Raw genomic sequence first — 18,349 nt, 5'->3', positions numbered from 1 at the left:
TGATGGGTGGCGGCTGTAACGCAGGCCAGGTGCAGTCGGAAATGTGTAATGCCACATTGACCAGCCTCGCCAACTCTGCGGGCGCGGCCTAATTCTGATCCTAGACAGCACGGATCTAGCGCACATGAAAGGTCACCGTAATCGCCAACCTTTAAAGTCAAACTATACGCATGCCTTAGGCCAAGCCGCGTTTTGCTTCTCGATCTGTGAATGGAACGTGGTTTGGAGCTGCGAGAGAATTAGCCCGGGGGCACTACAGAAGATCGTGGGCGAAGAATTCACTGCGGGGCGAATTGCGAAACTCAAAGGCTGCAAAATCGGTACCACCACGGAACAGTACTCAGCTTGAGAAACCTTCTCAAAATTACGCTTAGCACCACGTATTACGGGGCCTCCAGCTATGCCAACCTACGTTCACCTACGAACGCTTTCTCTAGGCATATCAGCTCGCCCAGCAACTCATAATCAGCCGTTCCAGCTCCAACGCCGCAGGCGTCAGCGTCCGCCCCCGGCGCTTGAGCAGGCCGACGCTGCGCATCACTTGCGGATCAGTCAGCGGTACGTGAGTCAGAATCGGGTGGTCACTGCCGGGCATGGCCATCAACGGCACCGCAGCAATCCCCAGCCCGGCTTCAACCAGACCGATCATGGTGGTGACGTGTCGGGTTTCGCAGATGCTCTGACGCGCCGGCACAATCCCGCTCAACGCCTGATCCAGCAAAAAACGATTACCCGACGTCTTGTCGAGGGAAATGTAATCCTGCTGATAGAGCTCGCTCCAGCTCACACTGGTGCGGTTGGCCAAGGCGTGATCACGCCGGCAAGCGACCACATAGCGCTCCTGCACCAGCGGTTCGAACTCGACCTCGGCCTCCAGCGTGCCCATGAAACTCAAGCCGAAATCCGCCTCGCCATTGACCACCGCACTCAATACGTCATGAGCGCTGGAGTCGAGCACCTTGACCTTGATTCGCGGAAATCGCTGATGGTATTGGGCGACCACCTGCGGCATGAAGTAGTAGGCCGCCGAAGGCACGCAGGCCACGGTAACGTAGCCCAAACGGGTCGACGCCACGTCGCTGATCCCCAGCAACGCCACATCCAGGTCATTCAGCAATCGGTCGACACTCGGCGCAAACGCACGCCCCGCCTGAGTCAGGCTAACGCGACGAGTGGTGCGCTCAAACAGTTTGACCCCCAGCGCGTCTTCGAGCTTTTCAATCCGTCGACTCAGCGCCGGCTGGGAGATGCGCACCGCGTCGGCGGCCTTGCGAAAGCTGCCCTGCTCGACCACGGCGCGAAAAGCCTGCAAGTCATTCAAGTCGAAGTTGATAGCCATGACGCGCACTCACCGGCAAACGAATTGATCAGCTTATCCTATGAATGTAACAAATTGATGCAAAATGTAACGCGACAATCCACGATAACCGGCACTCATGACTGACTGATGCCGGCCCAGCCTTTATCCTTGACGCCTTTCCAACCCATGATTGTCCGCATTTTTTGTCGTTCGACGTTTTCCCAGGAGTAAGCCATGCCCCATGAAGGCAACCTGTTGCAAGCCGCTGTAGTCTTTTTGTTCGCGGCGGTGCTCACCGTGCCTTTGGCCAAACGCCTGCAACTGGGCGCGGTGTTGGGCTATCTGCTGGCTGGGGTGATCATTGGGCCGTCGGTGCTGGGGTTGATCGGCAACCCGCAAAGCGTCAGCCATATTTCCGAGCTCGGCGTGGTCTTGCTGCTGTTCATCATTGGCCTTGAGCTGTCGCCGCGACGGCTGTGGGTGATGCGCAAAGCGGTGTTCGGCGTCGGTCTGGCGCAGGTGCTGCTGACCGGTTCGGTGATCGGCGTGCTGGCGTTCTACGTGTTCGGCCAGGCGCTCAACAGCGCGATCGTGCTCGGCCTGGGATTAGCGTTGTCGTCCACCGCGTTCGGCCTGCAAAGCCTGGCTGAACGCAAGGAACTGACCAGCCCGCACGGGCGACTGGCGTTTGCGATTCTGCTGTTTCAGGACATCGCCGCGATCCCGTTGATCGCCATGGTGCCACTGCTCGCGGGCGGTGATCACACCACGTCCGCCGCTGAAGACTTGAACCATGTGCTGCGGGTGCTGGGAAGCATCGCGGTGGTGGTGATCGGCGGACGTTACCTGTTGCGGCCGGTGTTTCGTGTCGTCGCCAAGACCGGTCTGCCGGAAGTCTCGACCGCCACTGCGCTGCTGGTGGTGATCGGCACTGCGTGGCTGATGGACCTGGTCGGCGTGTCGATGGCGCTCGGCGCATTCCTCGCCGGCTTGCTGCTGGCGGACTCGGAATACCGCCATGAACTGGAAGCGCAGATCGAACCGTTCAAAGGCCTGCTGCTGGGGCTGTTTTTCATCAGTGTCGGCATGGGCGCCAACATCAGCCTGTTGTTCAGCGCACCGGCGACGGTGCTGGGCCTGACCCTGCTGCTGATCATGCTCAAGCTGCCGATGCTGTTTGTCGTCGGGCGGCTGGCCGGAGGCCTGAATCGGCTGAGTGCGCTGCGCCTGGGCATCGTGCTGGCGGCGGGTGGTGAGTTCGCGTTCGTGGTGTTCAAGATCGGCCGTGATCAAGGTCTGTTCGACCCACGGATGTACGACCTTCAGGTGCTGACCATCACCCTGTCGATGGCCGTGACCCCGCTGTTGCTGCTGATGTGCGGCCGACTGGTGAAATCGAAAGTCCAGCCCGTCGCCGTGCCGCCGCACTTGCGCGAAATCGACACCGACGCCCCTCGCGTAGTCATCGCCGGCCTGGGCCGCATGGGCCAGATCGTTGCGCGGATTCTACGGGCGCAAAAAATCCAGTTCGTCGCCCTCGACACCTCGGTGGAAACCATCGAGCTGTCGCGCAGTTTTGGCGGCGTGCCGGTGTTCTACGGCGACCCGATGCGCCCGGAAATACTCCACGCGGCCAAGGTCGGGCAGGCGGAATACTTTGTGATTGCCACCGATGACCCGGACACCAACATCAAGACCGCCGAACTGGTGCGCAAACTCTACCCGCACATGAAAATCATCGCCCGTGCGCGTAACCGTCAGCACGTGCACCGCTTGGTCGATCTTGGCGCCGAGGCGATCCGCGAAACCTATTATTCCAGCCTGGAAATGAGTCGCCGGACCCTGCTCGGTTTGGGTCTGAGCCAGACCCAGGCCGACGCCCGCATCGCGCGTTTCAAGCATCACGACGAACAAGTGCTCGAAGCCCAGCACGCAATCTACGATGATGCCGCGAAAGTCATGCAAAGCGCCCAGGAAGCCCGAGCCGAACTGGCGCGGCTGTTCGAGGCGGATCGGATTGAGGAAGAGACGGTCAAACCTTGAAGCCAAAAAAGATCGCGTTCCCCGTGGGAGCTGCCGCAGGCCGCGATCTTTTGCTCTGAAATGTTGAAAGGAATCCACGATGAGTAGCACCGACCAATCCTCCCCCGCCCTGAAGGAAATCTTCAACGCCGAGCGCTTGCAACACATCGCCAGCGAAATGCACGCGGTGTACCCGGCGTTCAACGCCAGGGCGTTCCTGAAACTGGCCAACGAAGGTCTGGCCGAGTTGTCAGTGATGCAGCGCATGGCACGGGTCGGTGAATGCCTTCACGCGGTGCTGCCGCTGAGCTATGAACAGACACTGGAGCTGCTGCGCCCGCTGGCACCGCGCTTGAACAGCGGCTTCGTCAGCATGTTCCTGCCTCAGTACGTCGCCACTTATGGTATCCACGCGTTTGAACTGTCGATGGACGCGCTCAAGTACTTCACCACGTTCGGTTCCTCGGAATTCGCGATCCGGCATTTCCTGCGCAGCGACCTGGAGCGTTCACTGGCGCTGATGCACGAGTGGTCGCTGGACGACAACGAACACGTCCGTCGCCTGGCCAGCGAAGGCAGTCGCCCACGCCTGCCATGGTCGTTTCGCCTCGAACCGGTACAAACCGACCCGACGCTGGCAGCAGAGATCCTCGATAACCTCAAAGCCGACAGCAGCCTTTACGTGCGCAAGTCGGTGGCCAATCACCTCAACGACATCACCAAAGACCACCCCGAGTGGGTATTGAGCCTGATTGAAGGCTGGTCGCTGGAAAACCCGCGCACCGCGTGGATCGCCAAACACGCCCTGCGCAGCCTGATCAAACAGGGCAACCAACGGGCACTGGCGATCATCGGCGCTGGCGGCAAGCCAAACGTGCAGATCCATAACCTCAAGGTTGAACCGGCGGTGATCAGTCTTGGCGAGACCATAAAGCTCTCGTTCGACCTTCATTCAACCACCAGTAATAGCCAGCGACTGGTGGTCGATTACGCCATCGACTACGTCAAAGCCTCAGGCGCAACCTCGACGAAAGTCTTCAAACTCAAGGGCTTCACCCTGCCCGCCCACGCCCGGCAAACCCTCGGCCGCGCCCAGCAAATCCGTGAACTGACCACCCGCAAACATTACGCGGGCACGCATGCGGTACACATCATGATCAACGGCGAACGACTGGGAAGCACCGCGTTCGAAATCACCCCATAACCCCAGAGCAAGCTCAGCTCCCAAACAGGATGTTGATCGCTCCCCCCGCGTGGGAACGATCAATGAAGCGACGCGCCCGACCCCAACCACTCAACAGGCCGAGCGTTAGCTCGCCTGCCGCTGTTGATCTTGATCCACCCGCCCCTTCGGGAGGCCGAGTGGAGGTGTTCATCAGGGGGTGGGCGCGCAGCGCCGTACGGCGCAGCCGGACACATCGAGAGGAGGTCGTCGCGCAGCAGACCGTAGGCGATGCCCCCTGATGGACACCGGAGCGAGGGGACGCCGAGCTTAGGCGAGGTGCCGTACGCTTGGGGCGAGCGTTTTTTTGCTTACTTTTTTTAGGCGCTTGTAAAAAAAGTGAGTCGCCGTCAGGCGAAACCCTAAGTGGCCGTTACCGCAGGAATGGATATGTACACCTGCAAGAAATTGGCCGGCTATCAGGCCGCCAGGATCAAAAGATCGCAGCCTGCGGCAGCCCCTACACGTCGGGATTCGGCCCAAGCAGCAGCGCCTGCTCGCGATCACACAACCCCACCACGTAATCCCACAACACCCGCAACCGCACCGACTTGTGCAACTCACGACGGGTACTGATCCAATAACTACGCTGAATGCTTTCCGCCGGCAGCAACGGCACCAGCTCCGGGTCGTTGCTAGCCATGTAACACGGCAACACGGCGATCCCCAATCCCGAGCGTGCCGCCTGGTGCTGGGCAATCACGCTGGTGCTGTGAAACACCACCTGAGGGCTGCGGCAAAAACTGTTGAGGAACATCAACTCCTGACTGAACAACAGATCGTCGACATAGCCGATCCACGCATGCCGCACCAGGTCTTCACGGCTGCGCAACGGCGGCGAACGGTCGAGGTAAGCCTGACTGGCATAGAGCGCCAGACGGTAATCGGTGAGCTTGCGAGTGACCAGCATGTCGGCGGCCGGGCGTTCCAGATGAATGCTGATCTCGGCTTCGCGATTGAGGATACTGACGAAACGCGGCACCGCCACCAACTCCACTTCCAGCCCCGGATACCGGTCAAACAAACCCTGCATGCGACTGGCGAGAAACATGATCCCCAAGCCCTCGGTCACGCCGACACGAATCTTGCCCAGTGGCGCGCTGGACTGGGTGATTTCCTCCTGCGCCAGCAAAGCAACGTTCTCCATGGCTTCGGCATGTTTGAGCAGTGCTTCACCGGCCGGAGTCAGCTGGTATCCCTGGGCTTGCTGGACGAACAGCGCGGTGCCGAGGCTCGCTTCAATCGCCTCGATGTGCCGCGCCACCGTAGCGTGGGTGGTTTTCAAGCGCCGGGCGGCGGTCAACAAGCGGCCGCTGCGTTGCAATTCGAGAAAAAACCGCAGGTCATTCCAGTCGAACATCAGCCTTCCTTGAATGCTTGGGAGCAAATCGCTGTTTAAAAACGCACAGTAGCTGAGCAAAAACTAACATTCTTTTACCGAAAACTAACAACTAGGATGGATCCCAATAAGAACAACACGCTGCGAGGTCATGGATGCAACCTGCCGTTGATGCATACGATTACATCGTGGTCGGCGCCGGACCGGCCGGCTGCCTACTGGCCAATCGGCTCTCCGCCAACCCGCAACACCGGGTGTTGCTGCTTGAAGCCGGCGGGCGCGATAACTACCCGTGGATTCACATTCCGGTCGGTTACCTGTTTTGTATCGGCAACCCGCGCACCGACTGGTGCTTCAAGACCGAAGCGCAAACCGGCCTGCAAGGCCGCAGCCTGAGTTACCCGCGTGGCAAGGTGCTGGGCGGCAGCTCATCGATCAACGGCATGATCTACATGCGCGGCCAGGCTGGCGATTACGACCGCTGGGCTGCTGAAGGCAACCCTGGCTGGAACTGGAACGATGTACTGCCGCTGTTCAAGCAGAGCGAAAACCATTTTGCCGGTGACTCGGCATTTCACGGCGCCGCCGGGGAATGGCGCGTCGAGCGCCAGCGACTGTCATGGCCGATTCTCGATGCCTTCCGCAGCGCCGCCGAACAAAGTGGCATCGCCAACCTCGATGACTTCAACCAGGGCGACAACGAAGGTTGCGGCTACTTCCAGGTGAATCAGAAAGCCGGGGTGCGCTGGAATGCTGCCAAGGCCTTTCTCAAACCGGTTCGCCATCGACCGAACCTCACCGTCCTGACCGGTGTCGACGTCGACCGCGTACTGCTGGAAAACGGCCGGGCATCAAAGGTCAGCGCCCGCTGGCAAGGCCAGACAAGAACCTTCCTCGCCCGCCAGGAGATCATCCTCAGCGCCGGTTCAGTCGGTTCGCCGAGCATCCTGCAACGTTCCGGCATCGGCCCGGGCGGCCTGCTCAAACGCCTGGGGATCGGCGTCGCCCACGAACTCAATGGCGTGGGTGGCAATCTGCAGGATCACTTACAGTTGCGGCTGATCTACAAGCTGGAAAACGCCCGGACCCTAAACCAGATCGCCGGCAGCCTGTGGGGCAAGATCGGCATGGGCTTGCGCTATCTGTACGACCGCAGTGGCCCGCTGTCGATGGCCCCCAGTCAACTCGGCGCCTTCGCCCGCTCCGGGCCGGAACAAACCTCGGCGAACCTCGAATACCACGTCCAACCGCTGTCGCTTGAGCGCTTCGGCGAACCCTTGCATGCGTTCCCGGCGTTCACCGCCTCGGTCTGTGACCTGCGCCCGCAAAGCCGTGGCCGCGTCGAGATTCGTTCGGCCGACCCGCAACAGCCGCCGTTGATTCAGCCCAATTACCTGAGCCATCCCGAAGACCTGCGCGTGGCCGCCGATGCCATTCGCCTGACCCGGCGCATCGTTGCCGCGCCGGCCTTGCAACCGTTCACCCCGGTCGAATACCTGCCGGGCGCGGCCTTGCAAAGCGAAGTACAACTGCACGAAGCCGCCGCACGCATCGGCACGACGATTTTCCACCCGGTCGGCACCTGCCGCATGGGCAACGATGCCGATGCGGTGGTCGATGCCCAGTTGCGGGTTCACGGCATTCCCGGTCTGCGCATCGCCGATGCGTCAATCATGCCGCACATCACGTCGGGCAATACCTGCTCACCGACACTGATGATCGCCGAAAAAGCGGCGCAACTGATTCTCGCCGTATCGTCCCAAAGGCATCTACACAACATTGAAACAGGTGAACGACTATCTTCGTAGCAGCTCGGAAAATGGAATAGCGGCGCCAACCCATACGGCCGGCGCTGACAGTGGAACAACAATAAATAAACACTGTGAGGGATACCGACATGTCAGAACAGGCTCAAGCCATCGCCGCAACGCTCAGCGCCGGCACCAGCAAGGAAACCCGGACAGTCATCTTCGCCTCGTCCCTCGGGACGGTGTTCGAATGGTATGACTTCTTCCTCTATGGCGCCCTCGCGGCGGTGATCAGCAAACAGTTTTTCGCCGGGGTCAATGACACCACCGCCTTCATCTTCGCACTGATGGCCTTTGCTGCCGGTTTCATCGTGCGGCCGTTCGGCGCTCTGGTGTTCGGTCGACTGGGGGACATGATCGGGCGCAAATACACCTTCCTCGCCACGATCATCCTGATGGGCCTGGCAACCTTCTGCGTCGGCTTGCTGCCGACCTACGCCAGCATCGGCATTGCCGCACCGATCATTCTGGTGGTGCTGCGCATGCTCCAGGGCCTGGCACTCGGCGGCGAGTACGGCGGTGCCGCGACCTATGTGGCAGAACACGCGCCAGTCGGCAAACGCGGTTTCCACACCAGCTGGATTCAATCCACCGCGACCCTCGGTTTACTGCTGTCGCTGCTGGTGGTCCTCGGCTGCCGCTACTTCACCGGTGATCAGTTCGAAGTCTGGGGCTGGCGCATTCCGTTCCTGCTGTCGATCGTGCTGCTGGGCATTTCGACCTGGATTCGTTTGAGCCTGCACGAGTCGCCGGCCTTCTTGAAAATGAAAGAAGAAGGCAAGTCCTGCAAAGCACCGATCCGCGAATCCTTCGGTAACTGGGAAAACCTCAAAGTCGTGCTGATTGCATTGTTCAGCATCAACGCCGGGCAAGCGGTGACCTTCTACGCCGCACAGTTCTATGTGCTGTTCTTCCTCACCCAGTTCCTGAAAATGGACCCGGCCCTGGCCAACACCTTGCTGATTGTCAGTGTGGTGATCGGCGCGCCGTTCTTCATTTTCTTCGGCTGGTTGTCGGACAGGGTCGGGCGTAAACCGATCCTGATGATTGGCCTGTTGCTGGCCACCGTGCTGTACTTCCCGATCTTCAAAACCCTGGCCCATTACGCCAACCCGGCCATCGACCGCGCCAGTCAACAGGCGCCGATCAGCGTGCTGGCCGACCCGGCCACCTGCACCTTCCAGTTCGACCCGGTCGGCAAGGCGCGTTTTGACAGCCCCTGCGACAAGGTCAAAACCTTCCTGGTCAAACAAGGCCTGCCTTACAGCAGCAAAGCCGCCCCCGCTGGCAGCGCGGTGCAGGTCAGCGTTGGTGATGTAAAAATCGACGGTTACGACGAAGCCGCCCTGCGCGGTGCCGTGACCCTGGCCGGCTACCCGCAACAGGCGGACACCCAGCTGATCAACAAACCGATGATCGTCGTGCTGATCGTCGCGCTGATCATCATTTCGGCGATGTGCTACGGGCCGCTGGCGGCGCTGATGGTCGAACTGTTCCCGACGCGCATCCGCTACACCTCGATGTCCCTGCCGTATCACATCGGCAACGGCTGGTTTGGTGGTTTCCTGCCGACCGTGTCGTTCGCGCTGGTGGTCTACACCGGGGATATTTTCTACGGGCTGTGGTATCCGGTGCTGATCACCGGGGTGAGCCTGGTGGTGGGCATGCTCTGCTTGCGCGAAACCAAGGACGTGGACCTGGAGAAAAACTGACGGCATAAAAAAGTCCGCCCATGTTGGCCCTGGGCGGACTTTCACTGCACAGAACCGCGTCTGCGGTTCCTGTCAGCAGAGTTTAGGCGACAATGTCCGTGGTTGTCGCCTGACCGACCGTTCCCACGGCAAAATCCACCGCACCCGCGAGATCGTCCTATCACTCGCCCTGTTGAAGGCGTAACGAAACTGACACCGTTTGAAGCAGCGGAGCTATTGAATTTTCAGATTGCCGCCGCTCAAGGGCGAAGCGTCATGCCTCTTTTTTGACCGGACTGACGGTACGCCCCTTCATCGCCAGCTGATTGACGTCTCCCCCCTGCAAGCGCGAGATAACAGGTTCCGTAATGTTCGAACAAGGGGAGTTCAACATGGTCAATGTCACCGTTTTGGCAGGAGATTTTCTACAAGGCGATAGCGAATACCGTGAAGGGGCGTTGCAGTTGAAAACCACTTGCAACCCTAACCAGGAAATCAAAGTGCGACCCTCGGCATTCAAAACCCTGGAAGTTGCATCCCAGGACAGCGTGACCAACAAGGATGCCATTGGCTACAGCATCGCCGGCGCCATGCTGCTCGGCCCTGTCGGGGCAATCGCTGGCTACCTGATGGCCGGGAAGGAAACCGAGATCACGTTCATCGCCACCTTCAAGGATGGCAGCAAGCTGTTGGCGGCAACTGACAGCGATACTTACCGGGATATATCCCGGCACATGAGTCATTGAGTTTTATACAGTAATCCCTTGTGCTCATGACACGACGACTGAATGTCATGAGCACTTCGCGCGGTCACATCGATAACTATCGACTGCCATTATTCTGATAATCCGATCTGCACTGTCCTTCTCTGTCTAATCCCTTAACAGCATGGATTTAAGGTTGACCTCAGCGGCCTATCTGAGTACATTGCGCGGGCCGGTAACTCAGGCCTTTTTTCAACTCACAAAAGAATCCAATGGACACAGTATCTAGACGCTGTCTGGCTGATGCGAATTCGCAGAGCTGGGCACTTAACCCAGAAAATGACGGGACTCGACTCCTCGGTCGGGTGAGCTGCGCTAGGGCTTGACGCTCCATCGTAACTTGCCTCTCCGGCGTCAGTCCGGTTGCGAGGCATGTTATGAACTTCAAATCTACTGTAATGCCAGGTGTACGCGCCTTCGCCTCGACGATGCGCGTAAAGCCTTGCCGTGAGCGCCCTGTGGCGGCTCACTCGCCGTTCTCCTCCCCTTCTTCGCGCACTCAGGCTCAGTTGCGTGCCACTTGGCGCGTCTGCCCGTCGACCGGCCAACTCCAGCAACGCTGGAGCCTCGACGAAAGCCAGGAACCACCGAGTCGGTGCTTTGCGCACCTCCTGCAGCAGGCCAGCGTATGGCTCGGCCTGCACCTCGGGGCGCGCACTTTCAGTTGATCTGAAAGTACTTCCAAGGGTTTAACCAGCGTTTTCCTTAATAAGGAATTCGGCAACTTTCTATTGCCAATTTAATACACAGACTTCGCGGAGTTCGTTATGGACGAGGCCAGTAGTAGGTTCGCTGCATACCATTTTTTATTGGGTGTGCAGCGAACGTTAAACAACAAAAAACACAACAATTTGAATCGATCGCTTACTTGCGACTCGACCTACATTCGCTCGCCTTTAATTAGCTGAGTTTGCAGTGTGTCGTGTCGCAAGACTGCGGCAGGAGCACACGCAATGACCCTTGTAAAAGATCCGAAAAAGCATGTCCGGGGCGCCACGAACGACGACACCAAGCTGTCGATGCGCGCCGCCCGTGAGGCGCAAAACGGCCTCGCGGTCACCCTCGCCAACGTCAAGACTTCCGCCGACGGCCTGACCGAGCTCGATGCCGAAGGCCGCCTGCAACGCGAAGGCTTCAACGAAGTGGCCCATGACAAGCCGCCTCACGCCATCGTCCAGTTCCTCCAGGCCCTCAACAATCCGTTCATCTATGTGCTGCTGGCGCTGGCCGGCATCAGCTTCGTGACCGATTACTGGCTCCCGCTCCAGGCAGGCGAAGAAGTCGACCTCACCAAAGTCATCATTATCATGACCATGGTGTCGCTCAGCAGCCTGCTGCGGTTCTGGCAGGAGCACCGCTCGGCCAAGTCGGCTGAAGCGCTCAAGGCCATGGTCCGCACCACCGCCTCCGTACTGCGTCGCGAACAAATGGGCATGAAGCCCAAACTGCGCGAAGTGCCAATGCGTGAACTGGTGGCCGGCGATATCATTCAGTTGTCGGCTGGCGACATGATCCCGGCTGACATTCGCCTGATCGAATCCCGCGACCTGTTCATCAGCCAGGCGGTGCTGACCGGCGAAGCCTTGCCGGTGGAGAAATACGACACCCTGGGCAACGTCGCACAAAAGTCCGCCTCAGCGACAGCCGCCGACCAGTCAAACCTGCTGGACCTGCCGAACATCTGCTTCATGGGCACCAACGTGGTCAGCGGCACCGCCCGAGCGGTGGTGGTCGCGACTGGCCCGCGCACCTACTTCGGTTCGCTGGCCAAAGCCATCGTCGGCTCGCGGGTGCAGACCGCTTTCGACCGGGGAGTAAACAGTGTCAGTTGGCTGCTGATCCGCTTCATGCTGGTCATGGTGCCGATCGTCTTCCTGCTCAACGGTTTTTCCAAAGGCGATTGGGCTGACGCGCTGATGTTTGCCCTGGCCGTCGCGGTCGGCCTGACCCCGGAAATGCTGCCAATGATCGTCAGCGCCAACCTCGCCAAGGGCGCGATGGCGATGGCTAAACGCAAAGTCGTGGTCAAGCGCCTCAACGCGATTCAGAACTTCGGCTCGATGGACGTGCTCTGCACCGACAAGACCGGCACCCTGACCCAGGACAAAATCATCCTCGAGCACCACGTCGACATCAATGGCCGGCGCGACGACTCGATCCTTGAACTGGCGTGGCTCAACAGTCATCACCAGAGCGGTCTGCGCAACCTGATGGACCAGGCGGTGGTGCAGTTCGCCGAGCGCAACCCGAAGTTCAAGATCCCGTTCGCCTACAGCAAGATCGATGAGCTGCCGTTCGACTTCATTCGCCGGCGCCTGTCGATCATCGTCAAGGACAGCCGCGACGATCATCTGCTGGTCTGCAAGGGCGCGGTCGAGGAGATGCTGAGCATTTCCAGCCACATCCACGAGAACGGCGTAGTGGTTGCACTGGATGAACAGCGTCGCAAAGCGCTGCTGGCGCGGGCCTTTGAGTACAACGAAGACGGTTTCCGGGTGCTGGTGGTGGCCACTCGCGAGATCCCGAAAGCCCAGAGTAAAAACCAGTACACAACCCGCGACGAACGCGAGCTGGTGATTCGCGGCTTCCTGACCTTCCTCGATCCGCCGAAGGAAACCGCTGGCCCGGCGATTGCCGCGCTGCGGGACATGGGCGTGACCGTCAAGGTGCTGACCGGCGACAACGCCGTGGTCACCAGCAAGATCTGCCGCGAAGTAGGCCTGGAACCCGGCACGCCGCTGCTCGGGCAAGACATCGAGAAGATGGACGAGTCGACCCTCAAGCTGCGGGTTGAAGAACGCACGGTGTTTGCCAAGCTCACGCCACTACAGAAATCCCGGGTACTGAAGACGCTGCAGTCGAACGGTCACACCGTCGGCTTCCTCGGCGATGGCATCAACGATGCCCCCGCCCTGCGTGACGCCGACGTTGGTATTTCGGTCGACAGCGGCACCGATATTGCCAAGGAATCGGCCGATATCATCCTGCTGGAAAAGAGCCTGATGGTGCTCGAAGAAGGTGTGCTCAAAGGCCGCGAGACTTTCGGCAACATCATGAAGTACCTGAACATGACCGCCAGTTCGAACTTCGGCAACGTCTTTTCGGTGTTGGTGGCCAGTGCCTTCATCCCGTTCCTGCCAATGCTGGCGATCCACCTGCTGCTGCAAAACCTGATGTACGACATCTCCCAGCTGGCGCTGCCGTGGGACAAGATGGACAAGGAATACCTGCGCAAGCCGCGCAAGTGGGACGCGAAAAACATCGGGCGCTTCATGCTGTGGATCGGGCCGACCTCGTCGATCTTCGACATCACCACCTTTGCCCTCATGTGGTACGTGTTCTCGGCCAACAGTGTGGAAATGCAGACCCTGTTCCAGTCCGGCTGGTTCATCGAAGGCCTGCTGTCGCAGACGCTGGTGGTGCACATGCTGCGCACCCAGAAGATCCCGTTCTTCCAGAGTACCGCGGCATTGCCGGTGATCCTGATGACCGGACTGGTGATGGTGCTGGGCATCTACATCCCGTTCTCGCCACTCGGCACCCTGGTCGGCCTGCAACCGCTGCCATGGCAGTACTTCCCATGGCTGGTGGGCACCTTGCTCAGCTACTGCGTGTTCGCTCAGCTGATGAAGACCTTCTACATCCGCCGCTTCAAGCAATGGTTCTGATGCACTGAACACCGCAATCCCTGTGGGAGCAAGCTCGCTCCCACAGATTTTGTGTTCGCCACATCTTTACGCCGCGATCCGGCTCTCGGGCCGTCAATCAATGCAACACAAAAAGGGAGAGTCCTCATGTCGGGAACGACTCTATTGATCAACCTCGCCGGCTCCATCGCACTCCTGCTCTGGGGCACCCATATGATTTCTTCGGCGCTGTTGCGCGGCTTCGGCACGCCACTGCGCCAGTGGCTGGGCAAAAACCTCAACAACCGCTGGATGGCCTTGCTGTCGGGCGTCGGGATCACCGGCATTTTGCAAAGCAGCACCGCCGTCAGCCTGATGGCGACCTCCTTCACTGCCGCCGGAGCCCTGGGCCTTGCGCCAGCGTTGGCGGTGATGCTCGGGGCCAATATCGGCTCGACGCTGGTGGTGCAGCTGCTCAGTTTCGACATATCGATCGTCACCCCCATCGTCCTGCTGGCCGGGTTCATCGTCTTCCGCCTGCGCGATGACTCGCGCTACGAGAGCGTCGGTTGCGCACTGATTGGCCTGGGCTTGATGCTGCTGGCGCTGCGCATGCTCGGGTCGACGCTGGGAGAGGTCGAAGGCACGCCGATCTTCCATGCGCTCATGCACAGCCTGGATGGCGACATGATCATTGCCTTGCTGGTGGCGATGCTGCTGACCTGGATCTGCCATTCCAGCGTCGCCGTGGTGTTGCTGATCGCCTCGCTCGCCGGCACCGGGCTGCTCTCGCCGCTGACCAGCATGGCGCTGGTGCTCGGGGTGAACATCGGTGGCGCCCTGCCCTCGGTGCTCAACGCCAGTTCCGCCGTGGCCCGGCGCTTGCCGGTCGGCAACCTGCTGGTGCGGGTCATCGGTGCGCTGGTGTGCTTGCCGTTCGTGCCGATGCTGGCCCAGAGCAGCCCGATTGCAGAGCTGACACCTGCGCTGTTGGTGGTTTGCCTGCACACCAGCTTCAATCTGCTGCTGGCACTGGTGTTCATCGGCCTGACAGAACCGCTGGCGAAACGCTTGACCCGCCTGCTGCCGTCACCGGCGCGGGATGTCGATCCCGGCATGCCGCTCTATCTGGATGAAGCCGGCCTTGCGGTGGCGAACATCGGCCTGTCCAACGCAGCGCGCGAAGCCCTGCGGCTGGCCGATATGCTCTCGATCATGCTCAACCGCGTGCTGCAACTGTTCCAGACCTCGGACCAGCGCAATGCCGATGAGGTGCGGCAGATCGACCAGTCCCTGGACCTGCTGAGCGCGGCGATCCGTGCCTACCTGGCGGATATCGGCCAGGAAGGCATCAGTGACAGCGACGCCGATCGCTCTCAGGAAATCCTGATGTTCGCGATCAACCTGGAGCACGCCGCCGACATCCTGTCCACCAGCCTTGCGCAGTTGGCCGCGCGTCGACTGCGGCGCGGTGAAAACTTCTCGGCCTTCGAGCTGGGCACGCTCTATCCGCTGCACAACGAGCTGCTTCAAAGCCTGAGCCTGGCGATTACCGTGTTTCTACGGGAAGACCTCGCAACCGCCCACTATCTGGTCAACCGCAAAGAGTCGGTCAGAAGGCTCGAAGCTGCGGCCAGCCGGGCACACTTTCGTGCCCTGCGCGAAGACAAAAGCGCCTGGGCCGAGTCCGGCGACATTTTTCAACGGCTGCTGCGCGACTACCGACGCGTGCATTACCACATCGCGGCGCTGGCCTACCCGGTACTCGAACGCGCCGGGGAACGCGATATCGAGAGCGGTTACCTGGCAGATATTCATCCGCAACCGTCTGCCGACAAGGATGAACTGCCATGCGCGTCCTGATCTGTGCCGGGCGCTATTACGCCGACACCCGTACCTGCCGCCGAGTGCTGGAAACCTTCCAGTGCCTGCACGAAGTGCGCGTACTGATCCACGGCGGCCATCAGTTTTTGGGCGGCGAAATCGAAGACTGGGCCCGGGAACTGGGTGCCAACATCGTGCGCTACCCCGCCAACTGGCAACTACACGGCAAGCTGGCGGAGCGCCTGCGCAACAGCTTCATGCTGCAAGACAGTCGACCGGACATCGTCATTGCGCTACCCGGCGGGGAGGACACTGAAGAGCTGGTCGCGCAAGCCAGGGCGACCGGCATTCAAACGCTGCAGATGAACGAAAGGGTTTAACCTGCCTTAACTGTACATCCATACAGATAAAGGTTGATCCACGCCGCTGTACCCCGCATGCTGTGCACCTTCCAACCCTGATGACTGATGGTGGTTATGCAGCTGTTTCTTTGTGAAAAGCCTTCCCAGGCCAAAGACATTGCGGCGGTGCTCGGTGCCAGCCGGCGCGGCGACGGCTGCTGGCTGGGAACGGGTGTCACAGTGACCTGGTGCATCGGTCACCTGCTGGAAACCGCACCGCCGGATGCCTACGACGCCCGCTATAAACGCTGGGTCCTGGAAGACCTGCCGATCATTCCCGAGAAGTGGAAGATGCTGGTCAAACCCAAGACCGCCAGCCAGTTCAAGGCGGTCAAACGGCTACTCGGCGAAGCGGATGAACTGGTAATCGCCACCGACGCCGACCGTGAGGGCGAGATGATTGCCCGTGAGCTGGTGGAGCATTGCCGCTATCGCGGGCCGATCAAGCGCCTGTGGCTGTCGGCGCTGGACGATGCCTCTATTCGCAAGGCCCTGGCGGCACTCAAACCCGGCGCCGAAACCTTCAGCCTCTATCACTCGGCACTCGGGCGCTCGCGTGCCGACTGGCTGATTGGCATGAACATGAGCCGCCTGTTCACCCTGCTCGGGCGTCAGTCCGGTTATCAAGGCGTGCTGCCGGTGGGCCGCGTGCAAACGCCGACCTTACGTCTGGTGGTCGACCGCGACCGCAGCATTGCCGACTTCGTACCTGTGCCGTATTGGGCCATCGACGTACAACTGTTGCATGACAACATCCCCTTCACTGCCCAATGGCGTGCGGCGTCAGACGTCTGCGACGAGCATGACCGCTGCCTGAATCAGGCGCTGGCTCAGGAAGCGGCCACGGCCATGCGCAACGCCGCCAGTGCGCGTCTGGTCAAGCTGCGCACCGAGCGGGTCCGCGAAGCCGCCCCGCTGCCGTTCGACCTCGGCACGCTGCAAGAAATCTGCTCGAAAAAACTCGGCCTCGGCGCCCAGGAAACCCTGGATGTGGCCCAGGCGTTGTACGAAACCCACAAGGTCATCACTTACCCACGCAGTGACTGCGGCTACTTGCCGCTGAGCCAGCACAGCGAAGCCCCGGGCATTCTCGCCGCCCTGGGGCGTGCCGATCCGGGCCTCGGCGAGCTGCTCAAGTACCTTGAACCGCAACGCCGTTCTCGGGCCTGGAACGATGCCAAGGTCAGCGCCCACCACGGGATCATCCCCACGGCAGCGGCGAAAAACCTCGAACGCCTGACCGGCAAGCACCGTGCGGTCTACACCTTGATCCGGGCGCGGTATCTGGCGCAGTTCCTGCCCAATCACGAATACGACCGCACCCAGGCTGATTTCGACTGCGCCGGGCAAGCCTTGCGTGCGGTGGGCAAACTGATCGTCGAGCCAGGCTGGAAGCGCGCACTGCCCGAAGCGTTGGCCCCGGCCAAAGGACGGGAAGCCCCGGCGCCGCAGATGCTGCCGGCACTGGCTGAAGGACGGGATTACGCCGTCGCCAACGTGATGCTGAAGGACCTCTGGACCCAGCCACCCAAGCCATTTACCGAAGGCGACCTGATCAAGGCGATGAAGAACGTCGCCAAACTGGTGGAAGATCCGCTGCTCAAGCAAAAGCTCAAGGACACCACCGGCATCGGCACCGAAGCGACCCGCGCCGGGATCATTCAGGGGTTGCTGGATCGTGGCTATCTGATCAAGAACGGCAAAGCCCTGGCCGCCACACCGCCGGCCTTCAGCCTGATCGACGCCGTACCCCGAGCCATCGCCGACCCCGGCACCACGGCGATCTGGGAACAAGCCCTGGACATGGTGCAAAGCAGCGAAATGAGCCTTGAAGAGTTCGTCGCCAAACAAGCCGCCTGGATGAGCAAACAGGTTGGCCGCTGCAGCGGCCTGCGCCTGACCATCAGCGGCCCGGCAAGCCCGGCCGGCAAGGGTGCGGCGCCCTGGAAGAACAAACGTAAGACCAGCCAACGCAAAACCGTCAAACGCAAAACCGCACCCGCCACCAAACTGTAGGCGCTGGCGAAGCCTTCGGCAGTTCCTACGGGTGTTTATACTTACCGACTCAGCTCCCGCCAGAGGCTACAACTCCTTGCGTAGCGACCTACACCTACGCCAGAATCCGCCGGCTTGTGCGCTTTGGTCCTCGCCTCTATTGTTTCCGTGTCGCTGATTATCAGCGATCGGGTTTGGTAGCCCGGACACACGGCGCACAGCGTCACCTTATGCAGGTGCTTTTTGTCGGCATTTGTTTTTATGGTGGCCATGCGCAGGGCGCCCTCGGGCGCGCCGGTTTCGTGCGCCCAGCATGGGCGCAATCTTGTGGGTGTAAGTCCCACCGTAAGTTGACCA

General features: G+C 60.4%; 12 protein-coding genes. 10 read left to right on the top strand and 2 right to left on the bottom strand.

Annotated features, from left to right (window positions below):
* Positions 1–442: 442 nt before the first annotated feature.
* Complete coding sequence (locus FPT12_RS25210; RefSeq protein ID WP_145021520.1) at positions 443–1,339, bottom strand: LysR family transcriptional regulator; 897 nt, start codon at positions 1,337–1,339, stop codon at positions 443–445.
* 195 nt (positions 1,340–1,534) lie between these two features.
* On the opposite strand from FPT12_RS25210, the gene FPT12_RS25205 reads away from it, so the two are divergent.
* Together FPT12_RS25205 and FPT12_RS25200 are read left to right on the top strand one after the other, a co-directional pair.
* Positions 1,535–3,343, top strand: coding sequence for a monovalent cation:proton antiporter-2 (CPA2) family protein (locus FPT12_RS25205; protein ID WP_145021517.1), 1,809 nt, complete (start codon positions 1,535–1,537; stop codon positions 3,341–3,343).
* A 79-nt stretch (positions 3,344–3,422) separates the two neighbouring features.
* Positions 3,423–4,526 (top strand): DNA alkylation repair protein, encoded by a 1,104-nt coding sequence (locus FPT12_RS25200; RefSeq protein ID WP_145021515.1) that lies wholly within the window; start codon positions 3,423–3,425, stop codon positions 4,524–4,526.
* A 478-nt stretch (positions 4,527–5,004) separates the two neighbouring features.
* Here the strand turns inward: FPT12_RS25200 and FPT12_RS25195 are convergent, their stop codons facing one another.
* A complete protein-coding gene (locus FPT12_RS25195) occupies positions 5,005–5,904 on the bottom strand; it encodes a LysR family transcriptional regulator (protein WP_145021512.1) in 900 nt (299 codons plus the stop codon).
* Between the two features lie 134 nt (positions 5,905–6,038).
* Between FPT12_RS25195 and FPT12_RS25190 the strand changes: the two genes are divergently transcribed.
* From FPT12_RS25190 to FPT12_RS25155, 8 genes are all read left to right on the top strand, one after another.
* Complete coding sequence (locus FPT12_RS25190) at positions 6,039–7,691, top strand: GMC family oxidoreductase (protein ID WP_145021509.1); 1,653 nt, start codon at positions 6,039–6,041, stop codon at positions 7,689–7,691.
* 89 nt (positions 7,692–7,780) lie between these two features.
* Complete coding sequence (locus FPT12_RS25185; protein ID WP_145021506.1) at positions 7,781–9,403, top strand: MFS transporter; 1,623 nt, start codon at positions 7,781–7,783, stop codon at positions 9,401–9,403.
* A 371-nt stretch (positions 9,404–9,774) separates the two neighbouring features.
* The gene (locus tag FPT12_RS25180; protein ID WP_145021712.1) at positions 9,775–10,128 is read left to right on the top strand and encodes a hypothetical protein; all 354 of its coding nucleotides are present in this window, start codon (positions 9,775–9,777) and stop codon (positions 10,126–10,128) included.
* A gap of 395 nt (positions 10,129–10,523) precedes the next feature.
* Positions 10,524–10,814, top strand: coding sequence for a hypothetical protein (locus FPT12_RS25175; protein ID WP_145021503.1), 291 nt, complete (start codon positions 10,524–10,526; stop codon positions 10,812–10,814).
* Between the two features lie 285 nt (positions 10,815–11,099).
* A complete protein-coding gene (mgtA, locus tag FPT12_RS25170) occupies positions 11,100–13,814 on the top strand; it encodes a magnesium-translocating P-type ATPase (RefSeq protein ID WP_145021500.1) in 2,715 nt (904 codons plus the stop codon).
* A gap of 126 nt (positions 13,815–13,940) precedes the next feature.
* Entirely contained in the window at positions 13,941–15,635 is a 1,695-nt protein-coding gene (locus FPT12_RS25165; RefSeq protein WP_145021497.1) for a Na/Pi cotransporter family protein, read from the top strand.
* Positions 15,623–15,976, top strand: a complete 354-nt coding sequence (locus FPT12_RS25160) for a DUF2493 domain-containing protein (RefSeq protein WP_145021494.1) — start codon at positions 15,623–15,625, stop codon at positions 15,974–15,976. Before FPT12_RS25165 ends, FPT12_RS25160 begins: the two co-directional genes overlap by 13 nt.
* Positions 15,977–16,072: 96 nt before the next feature.
* Positions 16,073–18,013 (top strand): DNA topoisomerase III, encoded by a 1,941-nt coding sequence (locus FPT12_RS25155; RefSeq protein WP_145021491.1) that lies wholly within the window; start codon positions 16,073–16,075, stop codon positions 18,011–18,013.
* The last annotated feature ends 336 nt before the right edge of the window (positions 18,014–18,349 follow it).

This window comes from Pseudomonas sp. H3(2019) (assembly GCF_007713465.1).
Taxonomy (GTDB): Bacteria; Pseudomonadota; Gammaproteobacteria; order Pseudomonadales; family Pseudomonadaceae; genus Aquipseudomonas.
This window is presented reverse-complemented; position numbering and strand designations above follow the sequence as displayed.